Origin of the sequence: Streptosporangium sp. OZ121, assembly GCF_051918885.1 — a bacterium.
Taxonomy (GTDB): domain Bacteria; phylum Actinomycetota; class Actinomycetes; order Streptosporangiales; family Streptosporangiaceae; genus Streptosporangium.
Genome location: NZ_JBPXMC010000013.1, coordinates 183798 through 204857 on the forward strand (window position 1 = coordinate 183798; position 21060 = coordinate 204857).

General features: G+C 72.9%; 14 protein-coding genes. 5 read left to right on the plus strand and 9 right to left on the minus strand.

Annotation, left to right across the window (positions count from 1 at the left end; translation table 11 throughout):
• Positions 1 to 184 precede the first annotated feature (184 nt).
• The 4 genes from ACTOQ1_RS23630 to ACTOQ1_RS23645 all read left to right on the plus strand — a co-directional run bounded on the left by ACTOQ1_RS23630 (position 185) and on the right by ACTOQ1_RS23645 (position 5015).
• Positions 185 to 1519, plus strand: a complete 1335-nt coding sequence (locus tag ACTOQ1_RS23630; RefSeq protein WP_440070186.1) for a sugar ABC transporter substrate-binding protein — start codon at positions 185 to 187, stop codon at positions 1517 to 1519.
• Between the two features lie 2 nt (positions 1520 to 1521).
• Positions 1522 to 2535: a carbohydrate ABC transporter permease gene (locus tag ACTOQ1_RS23635; protein ID WP_440070187.1), complete on the plus strand. Its 1014-nt coding sequence runs from the start codon at positions 1522 to 1524 to the stop codon at positions 2533 to 2535.
• The gene (locus tag ACTOQ1_RS23640) at positions 2532 to 3437 is read left to right on the plus strand and encodes a carbohydrate ABC transporter permease (protein ID WP_440070188.1); all 906 of its coding nucleotides are present in this window, start codon (positions 2532 to 2534) and stop codon (positions 3435 to 3437) included. The genes ACTOQ1_RS23635 and ACTOQ1_RS23640 overlap by 4 nt, the downstream gene beginning before the upstream one ends.
• 123 nt (positions 3438 to 3560) lie before the next feature.
• Entirely contained in the window at positions 3561 to 5015 is a 1455-nt protein-coding gene (locus ACTOQ1_RS23645) for a glycoside hydrolase family 3 protein (protein WP_440070189.1), read from the plus strand.
• Positions 5016 to 5173: 158 nt separating this feature from the next.
• Here the strand turns inward: ACTOQ1_RS23645 and ACTOQ1_RS23650 are convergent, their stop codons facing one another.
• Genes ACTOQ1_RS23650 through ACTOQ1_RS23675 form a run of 6 tightly spaced genes read right to left on the minus strand, consistent with a single transcriptional unit; the run spans position 5174 to position 15948 of the window.
• On the minus strand, positions 5174 to 5878 hold the full coding sequence (locus tag ACTOQ1_RS23650; protein WP_440070190.1) for a DUF6875 domain-containing protein: 705 nt from the start codon (positions 5876 to 5878) through the stop codon (positions 5174 to 5176).
• A complete protein-coding gene (locus ACTOQ1_RS23655; RefSeq protein ID WP_440070191.1) occupies positions 5872 to 7347 on the minus strand; it encodes an FAD-dependent oxidoreductase in 1476 nt (491 codons plus the stop codon). The genes ACTOQ1_RS23650 and ACTOQ1_RS23655 overlap by 7 nt, the downstream gene beginning before the upstream one ends.
• Positions 7344 to 8381, minus strand: a complete 1038-nt coding sequence (locus ACTOQ1_RS23660; protein WP_440070192.1) for a methyltransferase — start codon at positions 8379 to 8381, stop codon at positions 7344 to 7346. Before ACTOQ1_RS23660 ends, ACTOQ1_RS23655 begins: the two co-directional genes overlap by 4 nt.
• Entirely contained in the window at positions 8359 to 9807 is a 1449-nt protein-coding gene (locus ACTOQ1_RS23665; protein WP_440070193.1) for an MFS transporter, read from the minus strand. Before ACTOQ1_RS23665 ends, ACTOQ1_RS23660 begins: the two co-directional genes overlap by 23 nt.
• Positions 9800 to 14452, minus strand: coding sequence for a non-ribosomal peptide synthetase (locus ACTOQ1_RS23670; RefSeq protein WP_440070194.1), 4653 nt, complete (start codon positions 14450 to 14452; stop codon positions 9800 to 9802). The genes ACTOQ1_RS23665 and ACTOQ1_RS23670 overlap by 8 nt, the downstream gene beginning before the upstream one ends.
• Entirely contained in the window at positions 14449 to 15948 is a 1500-nt protein-coding gene (locus tag ACTOQ1_RS23675; protein ID WP_440070195.1) for a condensation domain-containing protein, read from the minus strand. The genes ACTOQ1_RS23670 and ACTOQ1_RS23675 overlap by 4 nt, the downstream gene beginning before the upstream one ends.
• 191 nt (positions 15949 to 16139) lie before the next feature.
• Between ACTOQ1_RS23675 and ACTOQ1_RS23680 the strand changes: the two genes are divergently transcribed.
• The gene (locus tag ACTOQ1_RS23680; RefSeq protein ID WP_440070196.1) at positions 16140 to 17642 is read left to right on the plus strand and encodes a glycoside hydrolase family 3 protein; all 1503 of its coding nucleotides are present in this window, start codon (positions 16140 to 16142) and stop codon (positions 17640 to 17642) included.
• Positions 17643 to 17662: 20 nt separating this feature from the next.
• Here ACTOQ1_RS23680 and ACTOQ1_RS23685 read toward each other — a convergent pair whose 3' ends face one another.
• From ACTOQ1_RS23685 to ACTOQ1_RS23695, 3 genes are all read right to left on the minus strand, one after another.
• A complete protein-coding gene (locus ACTOQ1_RS23685) occupies positions 17663 to 18364 on the minus strand; it encodes a PIG-L deacetylase family protein (protein WP_440070197.1) in 702 nt (233 codons plus the stop codon).
• Positions 18361 to 19560: a hypothetical protein gene (locus ACTOQ1_RS23690; protein WP_440070198.1), complete on the minus strand. Its 1200-nt coding sequence runs from the start codon at positions 19558 to 19560 to the stop codon at positions 18361 to 18363. Before ACTOQ1_RS23690 ends, ACTOQ1_RS23685 begins: the two co-directional genes overlap by 4 nt.
• Before the next feature lie 185 nt (positions 19561 to 19745).
• Positions 19746 to 20924 carry an ROK family protein gene (locus ACTOQ1_RS23695; RefSeq protein WP_440070199.1) on the minus strand — a complete coding sequence of 393 codons (1179 nt, stop codon included), beginning with the start codon at positions 20922 to 20924 and terminating at the stop codon, positions 19746 to 19748.
• Positions 20925 to 21060 lie beyond the last annotated feature (136 nt).

Consider the following 21060-nt stretch of genomic DNA (forward strand, 5'->3'; position numbering starts at 1 on the left):
GCTAACGATCGTTTCTTTTAAGAAAGTTTCTTGTTAGTTTAACCCTAGTCAGCCCGCAGGCAAGCGATCGGAACCGCGGGTTGCGGTAGTTCCGACCGCTCCCAGTGAGTGCAGAGGGTCGCGGGGACCCCGGCCATAACAGATGAGCGCAAATCCCGGCGAAAGCCTGAAAGGGAGAACTCCAGTGAAGTTCGCGAGAATCGCCACCACGACGGCAACCACCGCCGCCCTCGCCCTGGGTCTCGCCGCGTGTGGAAGCAGCGAGCCGACACCGGCCGCCGACAACCAGGCGTCGGCGCCCGCCGCGTCCGGTCCCAAGTTCGCAGGTCAGACGCTGACCGTCTGGCGCCTCGGCGCTCCCGACGAGAAGCAGGACAAGCTGATGGCCGACCTGAACGCCAAGTTCAAGGAGACCACCGGCGCCGACGTCAAGCTCCAGTGGGTGCCCTGGCCCGACGCGCAGGCCAAGTGGACCGCCGCGCTCGCCGGCGGCGAGGGCCCCGACGTCACCGAGTTCGGCAACGACCAGGTGGCCGCGTGGGTCGCGCAGGACGCGCTGACCGACATCACCGACGTCGTCAAGGCCACGCCCGACTTCCAGCAGATCCCGCAGAACCTGTGGGGCTACGAGACGGTGGACGGCAAGATCTACGCCGCCCCGTGGGGTGGCGGCACCCGCGCGGTCCTCTACCGCAAGGACTGGTTCGAGGACCTGAAGATCGAGGTGCCCAAGACCTGGGAGGACCTCGTCGCCGCGGGCAAGAAGATCGTCGCCGAGAAGGGCAAGGACGTCGACGGCTTCGCCTTCAACGGCGGCTCCGACGCCAACATGTCGCTGTCGCCGTTCGTCTGGTCGGCCGGCGGCGACTTCGCCGCGTTCGAGGGCGGCAAGTGGACCGGCAAGCTGACGGAGCCCGGCTTCAAGGAGGGCTTCCAGTACTACACCGACCTGGTGACCAAGCACGGCGTCTCGCGCAAGTCCGCCCTGACCCAGAACTCGGTGGACATCGCGACCCGCTTCGCCAACGGCAAGGTCGGCATGTACGTGACCGGCGGCTGGGACATCACCACCATCAAGGAGCAGAGCGGCGGCAAGATCGACGACGCGAAGATGGCCTTCTTCTCGCTCCCGGCCAAGGACGGCAGCGGCCCGGCCCCGGCCTTCCAGGGCGGCAACGACATCGCCATCTGGAAGGACACCAAGAACGTCGAGCTGTCCGCCGAGTACGTCAAGCTCGCCGCCGGCAAGGAGTTCGGCACCCGCTACGCCAAGGAGGGCGGTCTGCTCCCGCTCTACCCGGAGGCTCTGACCGAGTACGCGGCCGACCCGGTGCAGGCGCCGTTCGCCGAGACCTTCAAGGTCGCCAAGGGCTTCCCGAACGACACCAACTGGGCCGAGGCGAACGACACCAAGGCGGTCCTGCAGAGCGCGGCCCGCTCGGTCATCGAGGGCAAGAAGGACGTCGACACCGCGCTGGCCGACGCCAACAAGGAACTCGAAGAGATCCTGAACCAGTAACCATGGCGAACACCTCAACCATCGCCCGGGACGGGGGCACCCCCTCCGTCCCGGCGCGGGGGCCCCGAGGCGCCACGCCCCCGCGCAGGTCCGGCGGGCTGCCCGCCTGGGTGGTCCCCTACGCGCTGCTCGTCCCCGGCCTGCTCGTCATCGCCGGCCTGCTGCTCTACCCGCTGTACCAGATGGTCGTCATGTCCTTCCAGAACGTGGGACTGCGGCAGGTCCGGGGAGCGCCGGCCGAGTCCGTCGGCTTCGAGAACTACCAGAAGCTGATCGAGTCCGAGCTGTTCTGGTCGTCGCTCCGCAACACCGTCGTCTTCGCCGTCGTCACGGTGGCGGGCACCCTGATCCTCGGCACGCTGGTCGGCCTGCTCCTGCACAAGCTGGGCAAGAAGATGTCGACCTTCCTGATCGTCGGCATCATGGCCGCCTGGGCCACCCCGCAGATCGCCACCGCGATCATCTGGCGCTGGCTGTTCGACGCGGAGGCCGGCGTCATCAACTGGGTGCTGAACGCGCTGCCCGACTGGTTCTCCTCCCTGCTGTTCGGCCGCTCCGACTGGACCGGCGAGCCGTGGCTGAACGACGCGTTCACCATCTACGTCGTGCTGATCCTCGCGGTGGTCTGGGCGTCGTTCCCGTTCATCGCGGTCTCGATCCTGGCCGGGCTGAAGAGCATCTCCCAGGAGCTGTACGAGGCGGCAAGGGTGGACGGCGCCTCCGCGTGGCGGATCTTCTGGAAGATCACCTTCCCGCTGCTGAAGCCGGTCTTCGCGGTGCTGACGGTGCTCTCGGTGATCTGGGACTTCAAGGTCTTCACCCAGCTGTTCGTGCTGGCGGGCGGCACGTCCAACCGGGAGGCGTACAACCTGTCGCTGTTCGCCTTCACCCAGGCCTTCAGCGCGCCGCCCAAGATGGGCATGGGCGCGGCCATCGCGGTGGTGCTGACGCTGATACTGCTCGTCATCACCTTCTTCTACGTCCGCCAGATCGTGAAGACGGAGGACGTGCGATGACCACCTACGACACGCGGGTGCCCCCGAAGGCGCCCGCACGCGCGCCCAGGGGAAACCCGGGCAGGCGCAAGCGGCTCGGCAAGGTCGGCCTGAACACCCTGGCCGTCGTGGTGTTCCTGTTCGCGGTGTTCCCCGTCTACTGGATGGTGAGCACAGCCTTCAAGAGCAGGCAGCAGATCTTCACGACGGACTTCATCCCGTTCCCCACCGACCCCACCCTCGAACACGTGAAGCGGGTCTTCACCGAGGGCATCGCGGGCCACTCCATCTGGCAGTATCTGCTCAACAGCTCCGTCGTGGCCCTCGGCACCGTGCTCGTCGGCGCGGTGTTCTCCCTGCTGGCGGCGACCGCGGTGGCCCGCTTCCGGTTCCGCGGGCGCACCTCGTTCCTGATCCTGCTGCTCATCGTGCAGATGGTCCCCGGCGAGGCGCTGCTCATCCCGCTGTTCATCATGGTCAGGCGGGCCGGGCTGTACGACCAGCTGCTCGGCCTCGTCGTGGTGAACGTCGCCATGACGCTGCCGTTCGCCATCTGGATGCTGCGCACCTTCGTCGCGGCGGTGCCCAAGGAGCTGGAGGAGGCCGCCTGGATCGACGGAGCCAGCCGGTTCGCCACCTTCTGGAAGGTGCTGTTCCCGCTGGTGGCCCCCGGGCTGGTGGCGACCAGCATCTTCTCGTTCATCACCGCGTGGAACGAGTTCGTGTTCGCGCTGACGCTCATCAGCGACCAGGGCAACTACACCATGCCCGTGGCGCTGCGCTACTTCGTCAGCCAGCGGTCGGTCGACTGGGGCGCCATCATGGCCGCCTCCACCTTGATGACCATCCCGGTCATCGTCTTCTTCCTTCTGGTGCAGCGGCGGATGGTCTCCGGCCTCGTCGCGGGTGCCGTCAAGGGCTGATCCCATCGGTGCTGGTACGGCACGCACCCACAAGGCGCGGGCCGTACCAGCCCTGTTCTGTTTTCTTTGCTTACATCCATGTCCGACACCCCCCTACATCTCAGGTAAGGAACACCTACCGCCATGTCTGAGTTCATCGCGGATCGCGGCGATCAGGGGCTGCGTCGTCTCGCGGCCGGCACGCTGCTCGCCGCGTTCCAGGGCACCGAGGCACCCGAGTGGGTCCTGCGGGAGCTGGAGAACGGTCTCGGCGGCGTCACCCTCTTCGGTTTCAACGTCGCCGACGCCGCACAGCTGTCCGCTCTCACCTCCCGTCTGCGCGAGGCCGCCGATCCGGTCATATCGCTGGACGAGGAGGGGGGTGACGTCACCCGGCTCGCCTACCACGTCGGCAGCCCGTACCCCGGCAACGCCGCCCTCGGCGCCGTGGACGACGTCGAGCTCACCCGGCGGGTCTACCGGTCCATCGGCGACGACCTGGCCCGCTGCGGCGTCAACCTGGACATGGCCCCCTCCGCGGACGTCAACACCGCCGCGGACAACCCGGTGATCGGCACCCGCTCGTTCGGGGCGGAGAGCGCGCTCGTCGCCCGGCACACCGTCGCCGCGGTCCACGGCCTGCAGTCGGCGGGAGTGGCCGCCTGCGTCAAGCACTTCCCCGGTCACGGCGCGACCCGGCAGGACTCCCACCTGGAGGTCCCGCTCGTCGACGCCTCCGTGGGACTGCTGCGCGAGCGCGAGCTGGTGCCCTTCCGCGCCGCGATCGACGCCGGGACCAGATCCATCATGACCGCGCACGTACGCGTGCCCGCCGTCACCGGGACGCTTCCCGCGACGCTCTCCCCCGCCGCCCTGACCGGCCTGCTCCGCGGCGAGATGGGCTACGAGGGTGTGATCATCACCGACGCCCTCGACATGAAGGCCGTCACCGCCGCGTACGGTCTCGCCGGGGGCTCGGTGCTCTCCCTCGCCGCCGGAGCCGACCTGCTCTGCCTCGGCCCGATCCCCACCGAGGACGACGTCCGCCGCATCGTGGACGAGATCGTCGCGGCCGTCCACGACGGACGGCTTCCCGCGGCCCGCCTGGAGGCGGCGGCCGAGCGGGTCGCCGCCCTGCGCGGCTGGTTCGGCACGCCCCGCACCGGTGAGGCCGAGCGGGACGTGATCGGCCTCACCGCCGCCCGCCGCGCGGTCAGCCTCACCGGCTCGGCGTCTCCCCTGGTCGACCCGCTGGTGGTCGAGGTGGACACCCCGCCGACCATCGCGGTCGGCGACGTGCCGTGGGGCTTCACGCCGCTGCTGCCGCAGGCGGAGGTGCTGCGGGTCAAGCCGGAGGCGGCCGACGTGCCGGACATCCTGGAACGTGCCTCGGGCCGCTCCCTGATCGTCGTCGTCAAGGACGCCCACCGCTACGAGGCCAGCCAGTCGGTGGTCTCCGCGCTGCTGGCCGCCCGTCCCGACGCCACGGTGGTCGAGATGGGCCTGCCGATCTGGCGCCCGGAGGGCGTCACCTACCTGGCCACCTACGGCGCCGCCCGCGCCAACGCCCAGGCCGCCGCCGAGCTCCTCGGCGTCTGACGGAACCGGCCACATTCCACCGGCTCGTCCCGTCGCCCGGAGACACCGGGCCGGCGGGGCGTGCCGGCGACGACACGGCCCGCTCTCGCGAGAACCGCGGGGGCGGGCCGTGTCCTTCCTCGCGCGTCGCGTACTCCCCGTCGAGACGTCGAGGACGGTCAGGACGCCGTCAGGGACGGCGCGCAGGACGTGTCCGCGGGCAGCAGGCCGTAGCGGCCGGCGACGGACCGGATCTCCGCCCTGAGGGCGGCCGGCGGGCGGTCTCCGAAACGTTCCAGGTACGCCGCGACCTGCGCGGGATCGTCGCGCAGGAACGGGAAGTCGGTGGCGACCATGTGGCGGATCGCCAGCAGCGGGACCGGGCTGCCCAGCGGCAGGAAGGAGGGGTTCCACAGTCCCGCCTTGGGCGGCGGGCCGGGGTAGAACTCCCCGATCATCAGCCCTTCCGAGACATAGCGCGACTTGAGCGCCTCCTGGGCGTGATCGATCACCGCGGCGGCCTCGGACTCCGGCAGGTCGGGGAAGAGCACCAGGATCGTGCGGTACTGCGCGGACACTCCCGGCGTGGCGGGCAGCCTCAAGAACCAGTCGCGGTAGCCGGCGAGGGTCTCGGCCGCCTCGGGCCCGCCCGGCCGCCCGGGGCGGACCGCCAGGTAGAAGGTGCCGCGGTCCAGCGCGGTCTGGGCGTACGGGCAGACGGGTCCCTTCCTGCCCAGTTGCTCGTGGGGGCGGCAGAGATACTCTCGCGCCCAGGTGACGATCTCCCTGAGCGGGGTGCGGTGGCGCAGGACCAGATCGTGGTCACCGGCCAGATCGGCGGTCTCCAGGAGGACGCGAGAAGGGTCCGCGGGATCGGTCAGCATGGTGGTTCGCCCTTCCGGGGGTTTCGCTGTGCGAGGCGTGCGCGACGTGCGAAGTGCGTGAGGCGTACGAGACGTGCGAAGACGGCGCGGCGTGCGGGCTCGGCACCGCGTGCGGCGCCGGTGGCGCGTACGGGAGGTGTGACCGTGGAGCGGCCGGAGCCGCGTACGAGGCGGCGGACGGCCGGGGCCGCGGCGAGCAGTCCGGCGACGGCCACCACCGCCCCCGCCCCGCGCAGGAGCGTGTCCTGCCGCCGGGCGCGGGCGAGCGCGTCCGCGTACGGGACGGTGGTGTGGGAGATCATGGTGTAGAGCGGGACCCACCGGCCGGGGAGCGCCCGGGCGAGCAGCAGGTCCGCCTTCTTGCGCAGCAGGTGCAGCGGGGAGCGGAGCCGGTCGCGCAGCTCCACGAAGTTCTGCTTGGACAGCTCGTCGAGCACGTCGGTGTGCGGTTTGCGCAGCCGCTGGTACTCGGCGAAGGCGGCCCCGAGGTCTCCGGGATGGTCGCCCACGCAGCGGTCGAGGACCGTGCAGTCCTCGAGCGCCGAGTTCATGCCCTGGCCGTAGAAGGGGTAGACGGCGTGGCAGGCGTCGCCGATGAGCGCCACCCGGTCCCGGTGGTGCCAGGGCGAGGTGCGGATCGACACCAGGTGCCCCACCGGGTGCTCGGCGTACTCCTTGGCGAGGTGGGGCATGAGGTCGGGCGTGTCCGGGAACCGTTCCCCGAGGAACTCCTCGGGGTCGGTGATCTCGCCGAACCGTTCGACGGGCAGGAAGAGCGTGCCGGTGAGCGAGTTGTCCCGGTTGGGGTGAGCGACGATGAGGGCGTCCTCGCCGGGCCAGACGTGCAGGGCCTCCAGCCTGGTCCTGGCCGACCCGTCGCCGGCGGCGGGGATGGTCAGTTCCTTGTACCCCCACTCCAGGAACTCCTGGTGGTGTTCGGCCCGCAGCCCGTGCTGCATGTGCGCCCGCACCTGCGAGAACGCGCCGTCCGCGCCGATCACCGCGTCGCCCTCGACGGTGCTCGCGGCCCCGGTCTCCTCGTGGACGAGGCGCGCGGCGGCCGTCTCGCGGTCCAGGCCGACCAGCCGGTGCCGGAAGTGGAAGGTCACCCCCGGCTGGGCCTCGGCGTGGTCGACGAGCGTGGTGATCAGGTCGCGGCGCAGGACCGAATGGAGGATCTCTCCCTCGTGGGCGCCGTAGGGCTGGAACGGCACCGCGCCGCCGGGCAGGTGGATGGCCCGGCCGCGCATCGGGACGGTGAGCGGCCACAGGGTGTCCATCAGGCCGATGCCGGTGAGCGCCGCGATGCCCCTGGCGGACAGGCCGAGGTTGATCGACCTGCTCTCGTCCTCGTCGAGCAGCCGGGGATCGGCCCGCCGCTCGTAGACCTCCACCCGGAAGCCGCGCCTGGCCAGGTAGCAGGCGAGGAGGGTGCCCGCGGGGCCCGCTCCGATGACGGTGATCTTCATGTGGTCTCCAGGCGGGCGACGAGCAGTTCGTTGGGGCCGTCGACGTGGCGTCGCTCGATCCGGCCGAATCCGGCGCCGGACAGCCAGGTGGCGATGTCGGCGAAGGCGTGGATCCCGCCGCCTTGAGTGGTGGCGAGGTTGAGGCCGAAGGCGCGGACGAACGCCTCGACGGTCGCGGGCGTGCCGTCGGGCAGGTCGGCGAAGGTCTCCAGCACGACCACCGCGCCGCCGGGGCGCAGCGCGGCCGCCACCCTCTTGAACAGCGCGCGGTTGCCCGCCTCGTCGAACCCGTGGCAGAGGTTGAACAGCAGCGCGGTGTCGTGTCCGGCACCGAGGTCGGCATCGGGGTCGGCCACGTCGCTCTGGAGCAGAGTGACGCGGTCGCCCAGCCCGGCCGCCTCGATCCTGGCCCGGCCGCCCTCCAGGGCGTTCGGCAGGTCGACGATCGTCGCGGTGAGCCCGGGGTGCGCCCGGCAGAACGCGACGGTGTAGCGGGCGTGCCCGCCGCCGACGTCGAGCAGGCGCTCCCCGGGGTGGGGCGCGCTCGCGGCGACCAGTGGGGCGAGCCCGGCGGCCATCCCGTCGAGCATGCTCTGGAACTCGGCCAGCGTCCCTGGCCGTTCCTCCAGCCAGGCGTAGAAGTCGACCTGGGGGGCGCCGGTGCGCACCGACTCCTCCAGGCCGTCCCAGAGCTCGGCCAGCACGTCCTGCCAGAAGGCCAGCGCGGGGGCGTAGCTCCACGGGCTCCGCCGGTCCAGGGTGCCCGCGACCATCGGGCTGTTGCCGTAAACCCGGCCCGGCGCCCGGTCGAGGTAGCCGAGGGAGGCGAGCGCCTCCAGCAGCACGGCGAGCCCGGCCGGGTCGGTGCCCGTCCTGGCCGCCAGCTCCGTCACGGAGAGCGGGCCGGGCATGAGCGCCTCGAAGACCCCCAGGCGCTGGGCGGCCCCCGCCGCCCGGAACGCCATCGCGCCGATCAGGTCGACATGGGGGCCCGGCGCCCCGCGGAGTTCCTCAGGGTCGAGATAGAGCGGCATCGCTGTCTCCTTGCGCGACTCGCGCGACGTCGGTTCCCAAATCGGCTTGCGCGCCGGTTCGCGAACCGGCCTCCACGTCGCGTCCCGCACCGGGATCCGTGACGGGATCCGTGACGGGTTCCGGAGGGGCGTGCACGTCGTCGGCGTCGGGCAGCTCGGACTCCACCTTCCGCAGGCGCGGCTGGAGGTAGGCGAACGGTGCGAGCAGCACCAGGCACAGACCCGTGATCAGGAAGATCGCCGCGATGCCCCGCCCCTCGCCCGTGCCGATCACGGCGCCGAGGGTGCCGGAGAGCGCCCCGCCGGGGGCGAGCATCGGCTCGAAGACCCGGTCGGCCAGCGGGCCCGCGGCCAGGTAGGTGAGCACCGTGGCGGTCTGGGTGAGCGCGCGGACCGTGCTGAGGACCCGGCCCAGCGCCGCGGGGTCGGTCTTGATCTGCAGCACGGTCATCCCGGTGCCCTGCACGAACGGCAGCGTGAACAGGAAGGCGGGCGCCACCACCGCGATCAGCCAGGGTGAGGGCGCGAGGCTGTGCAGGGCGAGCAGCGTCCCTCCCAGGGCGACGAACGCCGCGACGCCGCGCACCCGCCGCCTCGGCCCGCCCCACGCGCTCAGCACCAGCCCTCCGGCGAAGACCCCCGCGCCGCCCGCGAACATCAGCGCCCCGAGCACCGCGGCCGACCCGAACGACAGGATCAGCGGCTGGACCAGCACCCCGGACATCCCGAAGAACAGGTTGTACGCGGCCAGCACCACGACCAGCTGGAACAGCCCGCGCCTGGCCCGCAGGTAGCGCCAGCCGAACAGCAGGTCCCCGCGCAGCGGTTCCGGCGCGGCCGAGGCCCCGGGGCGGGTGACCTCGCGCGGCAGCCGTACGGCGAACATGACCACCCGGGTGACCAGGAAGGTGACCAGGTCGATCACGACCACGCCGGTGACGCCGACCGTGACCAGGAGCGTTCCCGCCAGCAGCGGAGCCGCGATCTTCACCGAGTCCGCGACCTGCATGAGGCCGTTGGCCCTGCCCAGGTGCCGCTGGGGCATGATCAGCGGCATCATCGCGTGGTACGCGGCCATGTGGAAGGTCCCGAAGACGGCCCCGGCCACCGTGATCACGTAGACGTGCCAGACCTCCGGCGAGCCGAGGACGAGCAGCACCGCGAGGGCGCCGGTGACCACGGCGGCCCCGGCGTCGGCGGCCATCAGCATCCGCCTGCGGTCCCACCGGTCGGCCAGCGCCCCGGCGAGCGGGGAGAGCAGCACCTCGGGCAGCACCGCGCACAGCATGATCAGCACGAACTCGGTGGCCGAGCCGTTGCGCTGGTAGACCCAGACGCCCAGCACGAACCCCGTCAGGCTCGACCCGATGATCGACAGCAGCTGCGCCGCCCAGATGACAGCGAACCGGCGTATCCCGTCATGCACGGCCGCCTCCCGGCAGGACTCCGGTGCCGATGTGGTCACCGAGATAGAGGTCGAGCAGCTTCCCGTCCGCCGGAGGGCAGACCAGCCCGGCGGCGGCGAGGATCTCCTCGGTGGCCGAGCAGTCGAAGGACGGGCCGGGCAGCGTGCCGTACTCGGCGAAGAACGCCGGGTAGGGGGCGATCGGCAGGTCGTCGCCGATCTCCAGCCGGTCGCGGACCAGCCGCCGCCATCGGTCCCCCGGCATGAGCCGCACCGGGAAGCCGTGCTCGCGCAGTCCCTCGGCGAGTTCCTCCGAGGTCAGCACGCGCGGGTTGTGATAGTGGAAGTCACCGGTGGCCCGGCTCGTCGCCAGGTGCACGATCGCCGAGGCGACGTGGTCGACCGGGGCCATGTCGATCCGTTCCCCCTCGGGGACCGCGCCGAGGCGGGCGCAGGTGGCGAAGAGGCGGCCGAGGAAGTCGCCGGGCACCGACCGGCCGGTGCGGCTGTCGGCGGAGACCCTTGCCGGGCGGTGGATCGCGATCGGCAGCCCTCTCTCCCTGGCGGCGCCCGCGAGCCGGTCGGCGACCCACTTGCTCTGGTCGTAGCCCAGGTGCAGCGGCCCGGGATCCGGCAGCGGGTCGTCCTCCCTGACCGTGCGCTCCCCGGGTGTCAGGTGCACGCCGAGCGTCGAGACGAGGTGGACGGGGGTGGTGAGGCGGCCGGACGCGGCCAGCCGCAGGATCTCCAGGACGGCGTCCACGTTCGCCCGGCGCAGCCGCCGGTAGGGCAGCGCGAAGTTGACCAGCGCCCCGTTGTGCACGACGAGGTCGATCGAGTCCGCCAGCTCCGCGAACTCCCCGGCGGTCAGGCCGAGTCCCGGCAGGTCGAGGTTCCCGGCGTGCGGGACGATCCTGCCGTCGAAGCGCTCGTCCCAGAGCCCGTACCCGCCGAGGTTGTCGCGCAGCCGCCCGGCCGCGCCGTCGCCCCTGACCAGGCAGTGGACCTCGGCCCCTGTGGTGCCCAGCAGCCCGGCGAGCAGGTACGCGCCGAGGAAGCCGGTGGCCCCGGTGAGCAGCACCCGGCGCGGCGGCCCCTCGGGGACCGGCGCTCCGGTGCACGCGATGTCGCCGGGCAGCACCGCCTCCGCGTACAGGTCCACGGCGGCCGGGGCCCGCCCCCGGGGACCGGGGAGGCCGATCCGCTCGTCCACCGCGGCGGCCAGCCCGGCCAGGTCGGTCGCGGCGAAGAGCGCGGTCATCGGGACCGGCACCCCCAGCTCCGCGGTGATCCTGGAGACGATCTGCGGCGCCAGCAGCGAGTGCCCGCCCAGATCGAAGAAGTTGTCCCCGCGACCGGGGTCGACCTTGAGCACGTCGGCCCAGATCCCGGCGATGACCCGCTCGGTCCCCTCCCTCGGCGGCTCGTACGGCGGGGCCTCGCCGTCCGCGTCCGGCTCGGGCAGCGCCCGCAGGTCGACCTTGCCGTGCGAGGTCAGCGGGAGCGCGGGCAGCGTGACGACCGCGCCCGGCAACATGTAGCCGGGAAGCCGGCCGGCGAGGAAGGCGCGCAGCTCGGCGACGGGGATCCGGTCCCCTACCAGGTAGGCGACGAGCCGCCGGGTGTCGGCGGTGACCACGGCCTCGCGGACGCCGGGGTGGGCCAGGCAGGCCGCCTCGACCTCTCCCGGCTCGATCCGGTTGCCGTGGATCTTCACCTGCCGGTCGGTGCGGCCCAGGAACTCCAGGTTCCCGTCGGGCCGGTATCTGCCCAGGTCGCCCGTGGCGTACATCCTCGCCCCCGGCCGGGGCGAGAACGGGTCGGGCAGGAAACTCCCGGCGGTCCGCCCGGGACGGCCCAGGTAGCCGCGCGCCAGGCACTCGCCGCCGACGTGGATCTCGCCGGGCACCCCGATCGGGGCCGGGTTGCCGTGGCGGTCGAGCACGTAGACACGGGTGTGCGGCAGCGCGGTGCCGATCGGCAGGTGGGTGGCCGCGCCCAGCTCGGCGCCGTCGACCGTGCGGTACGAGGTGGCGCAGACGGTCGCCTCGGTCGGGCCGTAGTGGTTGTGGAACGCGACCCGGCCGCCGGTCAGCGCGGCCCAGGAGCGCAGGCGTTCCACCGGCACGCTCTCGCCGCCGACCATCATCGTGGTGATCGGGGCGGTGATCTCGTCCAGTTCCTCGACCCACTGCTGCCAGAGCGCCGAGGCGGTGTCGACCATGGTGATCGAGTGCTCCGCGCACAGGGCGGCGAGGGCGGGGCCGGTCAGCGAGGTGGGAGCGGGATGCAGCACCAGCGCGGCGCCGCTGATCAGGGCGGGGAAGACGTCCCCCGCCGAGGCGTCGAAGCTGAGCGGCGGGACCGTCAGCACCCGCTCCCCCGGCCCGAACCCGTGCAGGTCCCTGAACGATCGGGCCAGGTGGGAGAGCGTGCGGTGGCCGACGACGACCCCCTTGGGGCGCCCGGTGGATCCGGAGGTGTAGATCACGTAGGCGGCCCGGTCGAGGTGCTCCGCGCCGGGCCCGCGCGCCACCGTCTGCTCGATCGCCGTGTCGTCACCGGCACGCGGGTCCTCAAGCGCGAGGTGCTCCGCACCGGGCTCGCGCGCCGCCGCCTTCCCGATCGCCGTGTCGTCGTCGAGGTGCCCCGTGCCGGACTCGACGTCCGCCGCCGTTCCCGGGGGGCCGCCGTCCGCCCAGCGCGCCAGGTCGGCCCGGCTGACGACCGGTCCCGCGAACCCGGCGAGTTCCGCCCCGTCCGCGATCACCGCGCGCGCGCCGGAGTCGGCCAGCAGGTACGCCAGCCGCTCGGCGGGCTGCGCCGGATCGAGCGGCAGGTAGGCGGCACCCGCCTTGAGGACGCCCAGCAGCGCCACGATCGCCTCGGACCCGGCGGCGAGCGCCAGCGCGACCAGCGCCTCCCCGCCGTCGGCGACACCGGAACCCGCCGGCCTCTCCAGCAGCGGCCGGAGCCGGTCGGCCACGGCGTCCGAGGCCCGGTCGAGCTCCCCGTACGTGAGAACGGCGCCCGCCTCGCCGGCGACGCCGGGAGTGATCACGGCGGGGGCGTCGGGGGTACGGGCGGCCTGCCGGGCGATCAGACGGTCGAGGAACTCCCCCGCCCCGTGAACGGACCGGACCGGCCGGACCGGATCCTCCGAGAGCACGTCCCCCGGATCCCGGGCCGGACCGTCCGAGAGCACGTCCCCCGGATCCGGCGCCGCGGCGCCGCCGAGCACGGTCGCGCGCTCGGCGGCGGGCAGGATCTCCAGCCGCGACAGGCGGCGGCCCGGGTCGGAGACGATCGAGCGGAACAGCGTCTCCAGCTGGGCGCCCATCCGCTCCACCGTGGACCGGTCGAACAGGCCGGTGTCGTAGGCGAACATCAGCTGGACGTGCGTGGGGTAGACGATCACGTCCAGGGAGAGGTCGAACTTGGCCACGGCCAGGCCCGACGCCACCGGCTCGGTACGGATGCCGTCGAGGTCGAGCGATCCGGCGTCCGGGTTGCCCAGCATCAGCATCGTCTGGAACACCGGGGTCCTGGCCGGGTCGCGGTCGACGCGCAGCTCGCTCACCACGTGCTCGAACGGGACCGAGGCGTGTCCGTACATCGTGAAGGCGCGCCGCCGCACCCGCTTGAGCGTCTCGCGGAAGGTCGGGTCGCCCGCCAGGTCGGCGCGGAGGGCGAGGGTGTTGATGAAGACGCCGAAGACCTGCTCGAACTCCTCCTCGGCACGGCCCGCGACGGGGGTGCCGACGCAGAAGTCGTCCTGACCGGTGTAGCGGGAGAGCAGCACCTGGTAGGCGGCCAGCACGGCCATGAACGGGGTGCACCGCTCGGCCCGCGCCAGCCCGGTGATCCCCCGCCACAGCTCCAGCGGGATCCTGCGGACCACCAGGCCGCCCTCGGTGGTCCGCACGGCCTGGCGCGGCCGGTCGGTGGGCAGTTCCAGCACCGGGACGCCGTCGAGCTCGCGCACCACGCCGGCGATGTCCGCCGGATGCTCGCGCTGCCCGCGCACGTAGTCGGCGTACTGCCGTGCGGGCGGCGGGAGGGGGGACGGCAGCCCGAGGGTGAAGGCCGTGTACAGCGACGCCAGCTCCCCGAACATGACCTGCTCGATCGACCAGGCGTCCCCGGCGATGTGGTGCACGACGACCAGCAGGACGTGCTCGTCGAACCCGGTACGCACCAGGGTCGCCCGCAGCAGCGGCCCGTTGACCAGGTCGAACGGCCGGTTGCTCCGTTCGGCGAGCAACACCTCCAGCGCCCGCTCCCGCGCCGCCCCCGCGCCCCCGTCCGGCGACCCATCCGGCGACCCGTGCCTCGACCCATCCGGCGACCCGTGCGGCGAACCGTCCGGGACGCCGTCCGTCCCCCGCTCCCGCGTCCCGTACGGCGGCTCGCCGGTCAGGTCGAGCCTCTCCATGACCAGCGGCGCGGGATCCAGGACCGTCGCGGACGGGAGGCCCCCGATCTCGGGGAAGACGGTCCGCAGCGCCTCGTGCCTGGCCACGACCTCACCCAGCGCCCGTTCCAGGGCGCCGGCGTCGAGCGACCCGATGAGCCGCTCGCAGACGACCATGTTGTACGTCCCGCCCCCGGGAGTGAGCCGGTCCAGGAACCACAGGCGCTCCTGGGCGTACGAGAGCGTGCTCACGCGGCCTCGCCCCGCAGACGCGTGACCTCCTCGGCGACGCCGGCGATGGTGGGGTTGTCGAAGAAGACGTCCAGGGACACCTCCACGCCGAGCCTGCGGCGGGTCCTGGCGATGATCTGGGTGATGGTCAGCGAGTGCCCGCCGAGGTCGTAGAGGTCCTCGTCCAGCCCGATGTCGTCGAGGCGGAGGATCTCCTGCCAGATCTCCCGCACCTGCGCGGTGACCGGATCCTCCTCGGCGGGAGGTTCCGTCACGTTGTCGGGGGCCGGGACGAACAGGTCGGTCACGGAAGGCTCCTCATGGGGCGTGGGGTGGGGTGGCTCCGCCAGATCCGCGACCTTCGCACGGGGTTCCGCGGAGATGGCGCGCAGCAGCGCGCGCAGGTGACCCGCGATCCCGGACACGTCGTCGTGGCCGATCGCGGCGGGGTTGAAGCGGAGGCCGAGGGTGAGACTCGGGCCGGCGTCCACGGCCTGGATGTGCAGCGCGCCGCGGGCGGCCCCGTTGAAGACCGTCCACTCCACGCCCACCCCGACGCCGGGGAACTCCGGGACGGCCGCCCTCCTGCGGTAGCTGAGCAGGACCGGCGAGGAGGGCGGGGCCGGCGGCGCGTGCCGGAACCGGTACATGGCGCGCAGCTCGGCCCGGACCGTGCGCAGGTGGTCGGGAAACCCCTCGTCGAGGTCGGGGTGCGGGACGAACGGCACCCGCGCCACGAACGGCCCGATGCGGTCGCGCGTCTCGCGGGTGCGGGTGCCGAGGTCGAGGGCGAGCGGCGACGCGGAGGTGCCGTACCGTCGCAGCAGCACGCCCACGGCCGCCAGCAGCAGCTCGAACCTGGTGGCGCCGAGCACCGCGGCGGCCTCGGTGAGGGCTCCGGACTCCGTGCCGCCGAGCACCATCTCGACGATCTCCCCGGGACCGGTGCCGTGCGGAACGGCGCGCAGGCCGGGCAGGACCAGCTCCGCGGGCGCGCGGTCACGCTCCTTCCAGAACTCCTCGGCGCCGTCGGGCGGTGCCGGGAAGGCCCAGTCGTCCGCCCCGGAACCGCCGGACCGGCCCGCCCGCCCGGACGGCGGGTCCGGTGGAGACCCGTACGGCCGCGGGACCGGGGCGGACGGCGACGCCGGCCCCGGCAGGGCGGCCCGCGCGAAGTAGGCGTCGGCCAGATCGCGGATCAGGACGTCCTTGGAGCCCGCGTCGAACACCCGCCCGTGCGCCGTGAAGAGCAGCCTGACGCGCTCGGGACCCACCGTGACGAGCGTGAACCGGGCGAGCGGGCCGCGCTCCAGGTCGAACGGGCGGGCGGCCTCGGCCGTGGCGACCCCGGGATAGCGCTCCGGGGTCGACTCCGTGCGGGTGACCCTGACGCGGCCGAGCACCGGGTGCCTGCCGGCCACGACGGCGCACGCGCCCAGCAGCGCCGGAACGTCGACGGGACCGTTCAGGTGAAGCGCCAGCGGGATTCCCCGCAGGTCGAAGGGGGCGTGCGACATCCTGTCCGTCTCCCTCGTGCTCCCTCGTGGGTGACTCGCTTCGGGCAGGCGCCGGGGGCTGCGTCGCCCCTGACATGCGGTCCTGACAAAGAATTATTAGGAAAGTTTCCTGTCTATTTACGCAACCCGAATGCTACACATGTGGTACGCCTGAGACAAGCGACTTGCCACGAACCGACCTGGAGGCTTTGATGATCGTTCGCGGTGGCCGTACGAGCGGCGCGAACGGCGCGAGCCCCGAACTGGCCGGACTTGCCGACACCGTGTTGCAACCCGGGTTCGTGGGCGTGGAAGTGCCCGACTGGCTGCGCAGGCGGCTCGCCGAGGGACTCGGCGGGGTTGCGCTCTACTCCCGGAATCTTGTAGACAGCGAGCAGATCAGGGCGCTGACCGCCGCGCTGCGCGCGGAGAACCCGGACGTGGTGATCGCCACCGACGAGGAGGCGGGCGACGTCACCCGGCTGGAGGCGCGCACCGGCAGCTCGCGTCCCGGCAACCTCGCGCTCGGCGCGGTGGACGACCCCGCGCTGACCGAGCGGGTCGCCCGCGAGATCGGGCTGGACCTGGCCGCGGCGGGCATCACCCTCAACTACGCCCCCGTGGTCGACGTCAACTCCGACCTGGACAATCCCGTCGTGGGCACCCGCGCGTTCGGCGCCGACCCCCGGCTGGTCGCCCGGCACGCCCGCGCCTGGGTCACCGGCCTCCAGTCGGCGGGGGTGGCCGCCTGCGCCAAGCACTTCCCCGGCCACGGCGCCACCGCCGTCGACTCGCACGACGACCTGCCGACCGTCGCCTACTCGGCCGAGGAGCTCGCCGCCACCACGCTCCCGCCCTACCGGGCCGCCATCGAGGCCGGGGTACGTGCCGTGATGACCGGCCACCTGCTCGTCCCCGCCTACGACCCCGACCACCCCGCCACCATGAGCGGCCGCATCCTGGCCGGGCTGCTCAGGGAGGAGCTGGGCTTCGACGGGCTGATCGTGACCGACGGCGTGGAGATGCCCTCGGTGGCCGAGCGGTACGGCGTGACCGGGGCGGCGGTCCGCGCCCTCGCCGCCGGGGCCGACGCGATCTGCGTGGGCGGCGAGCGCAAGGGCCCCGGGGTGGTCGGGTTCATGCGCAACGCCATCATGGGCGCGGTCGCCGACGGAACACTCCCCGAGGAACGCCTGGCCGAGGCCGCCGCCCGGGTCCGGCGCCTCGCCGCCTGGTCGGCGGAGCGGCGGCGGGCGGCCGGCGAGACGGGCCCGGCCGTTGAGCCCGCGGGGCTCGACGCGGCCAGGCGGGCGCTGCGGGTCCGCGGCGGCGGGCTCCCGCTGCCCGCCGCGCCCCAGGTGATCGAGTTCGTCTCCGAGACGAACATCGCCGTCGACCGCGCCACCCCGTGGGGCGTCGCCGCGCCGCTGGCCGCGCTGCTGCCGGGCACGACGGCCCTGCGGCTCGGCTCCGGCGACCCGGTCCCGCCTCCCGACGGGCGCCCGCTGGTGATCGTGGTACGCGACGCCCACCGGCACGCCTGGGTCACGGACCGCCTGGGCGCCCTGCTGTCACGGCGTCCCGACGCGATCGTGGTGGAGATGGGCCTGCCGGGTCCGGCCACCCCGGGCGCCACCCACATCACCACCCACGGCGCGACCACCGCCTCGGGCCGGGCCGCCGCCGAACTCCTCTCGGGCCGCCGTGGGACGTGACCTGCGGCGCCGTGGGCGGGTCAGCCGTCGAGGACCCACACCAGCTCGTGCTGGAGGGGACCGGGCATCGCGAGGAACTCCCCGTGGTCGCAGGCGAGCGGCGCGATCTGCGAGGCGTACGCCAGGACCGCGCGCCGCTTGAGCACCCACTCCTCCCCCTCCAGCCGCGGCCACGTCTTCGCCTCGAGGCGGTGGCGCCCGGCGAGCGCGCGGACCGGCGGCCTGTCCGCCAGGGCCGGCCCGGCCGCCGAGCTCCCCCACTCGCGTACGGCGGCGGCGTAGGGCAGGTCCGCGTAGGCCCAGCGCTCCAGGGCCTCGACCTTCTCCAGCACGTCGAGCGCCCGGTCGCGTACGGCCTCGTGGTCGGCGTTGCCGATCCCCATCGGGACGAGCACGCGCGTGCGCGGGGTGACGTGCTCGGTGAGGAACGTCTCCAGGTCGTCCAGCGGGAGCCGGGCCGCCGGAACATCCGGATTGTCCAGCGCCACCTGGTCGACCCCGAGGATCTCGCACGCCCGCGCGTCCTCGGCCCGCCGCTCCCGCGCCGTCTCCTCCGCCGAGGCGAACCCGCACAGCCGGTCCCACGCCGAGAGCGCCCCGCCGGGCGCGCCGCCCAGCACCGTGACGATCACCGCGTCCCCCTCGCGGCGGGCGAGCAGTCCCGCCACCGACAGCACCGCGTCGTCGAAGTGCGGCGAGACCACGACCGTCTCCCAGCTCATCGCCGCCACCCGGCCCTGGCCAGGACGAGACCGCGGCTGCCCCGCTTGCGCAGGTAGGCGAGCCCGTCGCAGACGGACTCCAGGGTCGGCGGAGCGAGCTCGACGCGTTCGGCGACCCGCCAGGTGGACTGCTCGCGCAGCCAGGGCCAGATCCGCTCGTTGAGCTGACCGCTCTCCAGCGCGACGAGGAGCAGGTCGGTCGGCAGCCGGTCGAGGAGCGCCAGATCCTGGTCGTAGTAGAGCATCTCGACGAGCAGGTACGCCGCCGCCTGGCGCTCACCGTGGTCGGCGAGATCCTCCAGGCTGTCCGGGAGCACCTCCACGCCCGGCTCCGCCCGCTCGGCCAGGCGGGCGCGGAAACCCGCGTTGGGCTCGGTCGCCTGGACCCGGTAGCCCTTCCCCGACAACCGCCGGGTGAGCTCGCCCTGGCACGCCCCGACCTCCACGATCGGCCCGTCCTGGGGGGAGCACCAGCGGGCGGTCCACGCGGCGGTCGCGTCCAGCCGGGCGGCCTCGTACGCCGAGAGCCCGAACTCCCACGGGTCGTCGGCCACCGCGGCGTCGTCCCCGAGGCTGGAGGCCAGCGCGTACAGGCGGTTGGCCTGCGCGGCGCTCGCGGTGAAGAACCTCTCGACGGCCGGCACCCGGTCGGTGGTGACGAGCCGGTCGGCCACCCGGCTGCGCAGCAGCTCACCGGCGCGCCCGTTGATGAAGTCGATCTTCGCCTCGGCCTCGGCGGCGGTGATCGCGCTCGCCGTACCGGCGATCGTCTGCAGGAAGGGATTGTCACCGACCGAGCAGGTCACGGCCGGCGAGGACAGCGAGGAGGGCGAGGACGCCGGGGACGGCGAGAACGGCGACACGGCGCGGGAGACGATCCAGCCGAACCTGGCCCGGCGGATGCGGTGGTCGGCGGGCGAGTGGGTCCAGATCTCATCGGGCGCCGGCGCCGAGGCCTCGCCGAGCAGGGCGGCGACGTCGGCGGGGACGGGCAGCTCCGCGGTGTTGCCCCCGGGCTCCACCAGGGGGCCGAGCAGCTCCAGGCGCTCCCGCAGAGACAGGCCTCCCGGCAGGGTCACGCTCGCCCTCGCCTGCCCGACGACCACCAGGACGTCCTGGTCTGCGTGGTCCCGCAGGACGGAGACGAACTCCAGGGCGACGTCCTCGGCATGCAGCACGGCGATGACAGCCGTCATTTGTCCCCATCCCCGATCACGGAAAGATGTCTTTTTCATGACATTTCCGCGCCAGCATAGAGGATCTTGCCCGCCGCGCGACGGCCGTTCGCCCAGAAGGGTCCCCCGCCCCGCAGGACATCCGGGATCCGGGATCCGGGATCCGGGATCCGGGATCCGGAACTCAGGGTCAAGGACCCCAGGGCTCAGGAGGTGAAGATCTCCTCCCTGGCCTGTTCCAGGGCGGAGATGACGGCCCCGCGCAGCACCGGGTTGCCGCCCACCTCGCTCGCCACCACCTGCGGCCGGACCGGGCAGCTCCTGGCCACCGCCTCCTCGATCCTGGAGGTGAGCTCGTCGCCCCCGGCCCTGCTGACCTCCCCCGCGAGCACCACGAGCCCCGGGTCGAGCACGACGCACACCGACGCCACCCCCAGCGCCAGCCGCCCCGCGATGTCGTCGATCAGGGGCTCTCCCCGCTTGCCCGCCGCGACCGCCGCCGCGACGCACTCGGCGGCGCTTTCCCCCTCGAAGCCGTACGTCGCGGCGAGCTCGGCGACCGCCTCGGCGCTGACCAGGGACTGCAGACCCCCGGCGAGCGACGGCAGCCTGCCGGGCACGGCCCGTACGTCCTCGGCCAGCGGCACCCCCGGCACCGGCAGGTAGCCGATCTCGCCCGCGCTGCCGGACCGGCCCCGGTGCAGCCGCCCGCCGAGCACGACGCCGAGTCCGATACCGCGGCCCACCCACAGCAGCACGAAGTCGTCGACCTCGCGGGCGGCGCCCAGCGTGCGCTCGGCGATGGCGACGAGGTTCACGTCGTTCTCTATCCTGACGTCGCGGCGCAGGTCACGCGCGAGCGCCTCGTGGATGCCCTCGTGCCAGCCGGGCAGGTCGAAGGAGAACCGCACGTCGCCGGTGCGGGGGTCGACCACGCCCGGGGTGCCGATGACGACCGAGCGCAGCTTGGAGAGCGCGACCTTGGCCGACCGGCACGCCTTGACCACCGCGTTGTGCACGAGGGCCACCGGATCGTCGTGCCCGCTCGGCGCCACCCGCACCTCGGCCACGATCTCCCCGTGGATATCGGCGATGGCGGTCGTCACGAATTCCGGGCCGACGTCCAGGCCCGCCACATAAGCGGAGGAGGAAATAATCCCATAAAGCGCGGCATTGGGCCCGCGGCCCCCCGCCTGCTCCCCCGCCACCTCGACCAGTCCGCGCCCCTCCAGGCGGGCGAGCGTCTGCGACGCCGTCACCTTGGACAGGCCGGTGAGCTCGCCGATCTGCCCCCGCGTCAGCGGCCCGGAGGCGAGCAGCAGCTCCAGGGCGGCCCTGTCGTTGATCTCCCTCAATAGCCTGGGCACGCCAGGACGTCGCTCCATACGCATGCTCTCTTGTTCGCCGCTTCCCCGTCGCGATTACTTTCAATCAAGAATAACGGTTCTATTCTTAATAAGGCTTCCTGACAGTTTAGCGCCGCCCGGACGCCGCGGAGGGCTACCGGAGGCCTCCCGGCCG

Bases quoted from the DNA above. Each gene is read 5' to 3' on its own strand.
- ACTOQ1_RS23635 (WP_440070187.1), top strand. From the start codon at position 1,522: ATGGCGAACACCTCAACCATCGCCCGGGACGGGGGCACCCCCTCCGTC.
- ACTOQ1_RS23640 (WP_440070188.1), top strand. From the start codon at position 2,532: ATGACCACCTACGACACGCGGGTGCCCCCGAAGGCGCCCGCACGCGCG.
- ACTOQ1_RS23645 (WP_440070189.1), top strand. From the start codon at position 3,561: ATGTCTGAGTTCATCGCGGATCGCGGCGATCAGGGGCTGCGTCGTCTC.
- ACTOQ1_RS23650 (WP_440070190.1), bottom strand. From the start codon at position 5,878: ATGCTGACCGATCCCGCGGACCCTTCTCGCGTCCTCCTGGAGACCGCC.
- ACTOQ1_RS23655 (WP_440070191.1), bottom strand. From the start codon at position 7,347: ATGAAGATCACCGTCATCGGAGCGGGCCCCGCGGGCACCCTCCTCGCC.
- ACTOQ1_RS23660 (WP_440070192.1), bottom strand. From the start codon at position 8,381: ATGCCGCTCTATCTCGACCCTGAGGAACTCCGCGGGGCGCCGGGCCCC.
- ACTOQ1_RS23675 (WP_440070195.1), bottom strand. From the start codon at position 15,948: ATGTCGCACGCCCCCTTCGACCTGCGGGGAATCCCGCTGGCGCTTCAC.
- ACTOQ1_RS23680 (WP_440070196.1), top strand. From the start codon at position 16,140: ATGATCGTTCGCGGTGGCCGTACGAGCGGCGCGAACGGCGCGAGCCCC.
- ACTOQ1_RS23685 (WP_440070197.1), bottom strand. From the start codon at position 18,364: ATGAGCTGGGAGACGGTCGTGGTCTCGCCGCACTTCGACGACGCGGTG.
- ACTOQ1_RS23690 (WP_440070198.1), bottom strand. From the start codon at position 19,560: ATGACGGCTGTCATCGCCGTGCTGCATGCCGAGGACGTCGCCCTGGAG.
- ACTOQ1_RS23695 (WP_440070199.1), bottom strand. From the start codon at position 20,924: ATGGAGCGACGTCCTGGCGTGCCCAGGCTATTGAGGGAGATCAACGAC.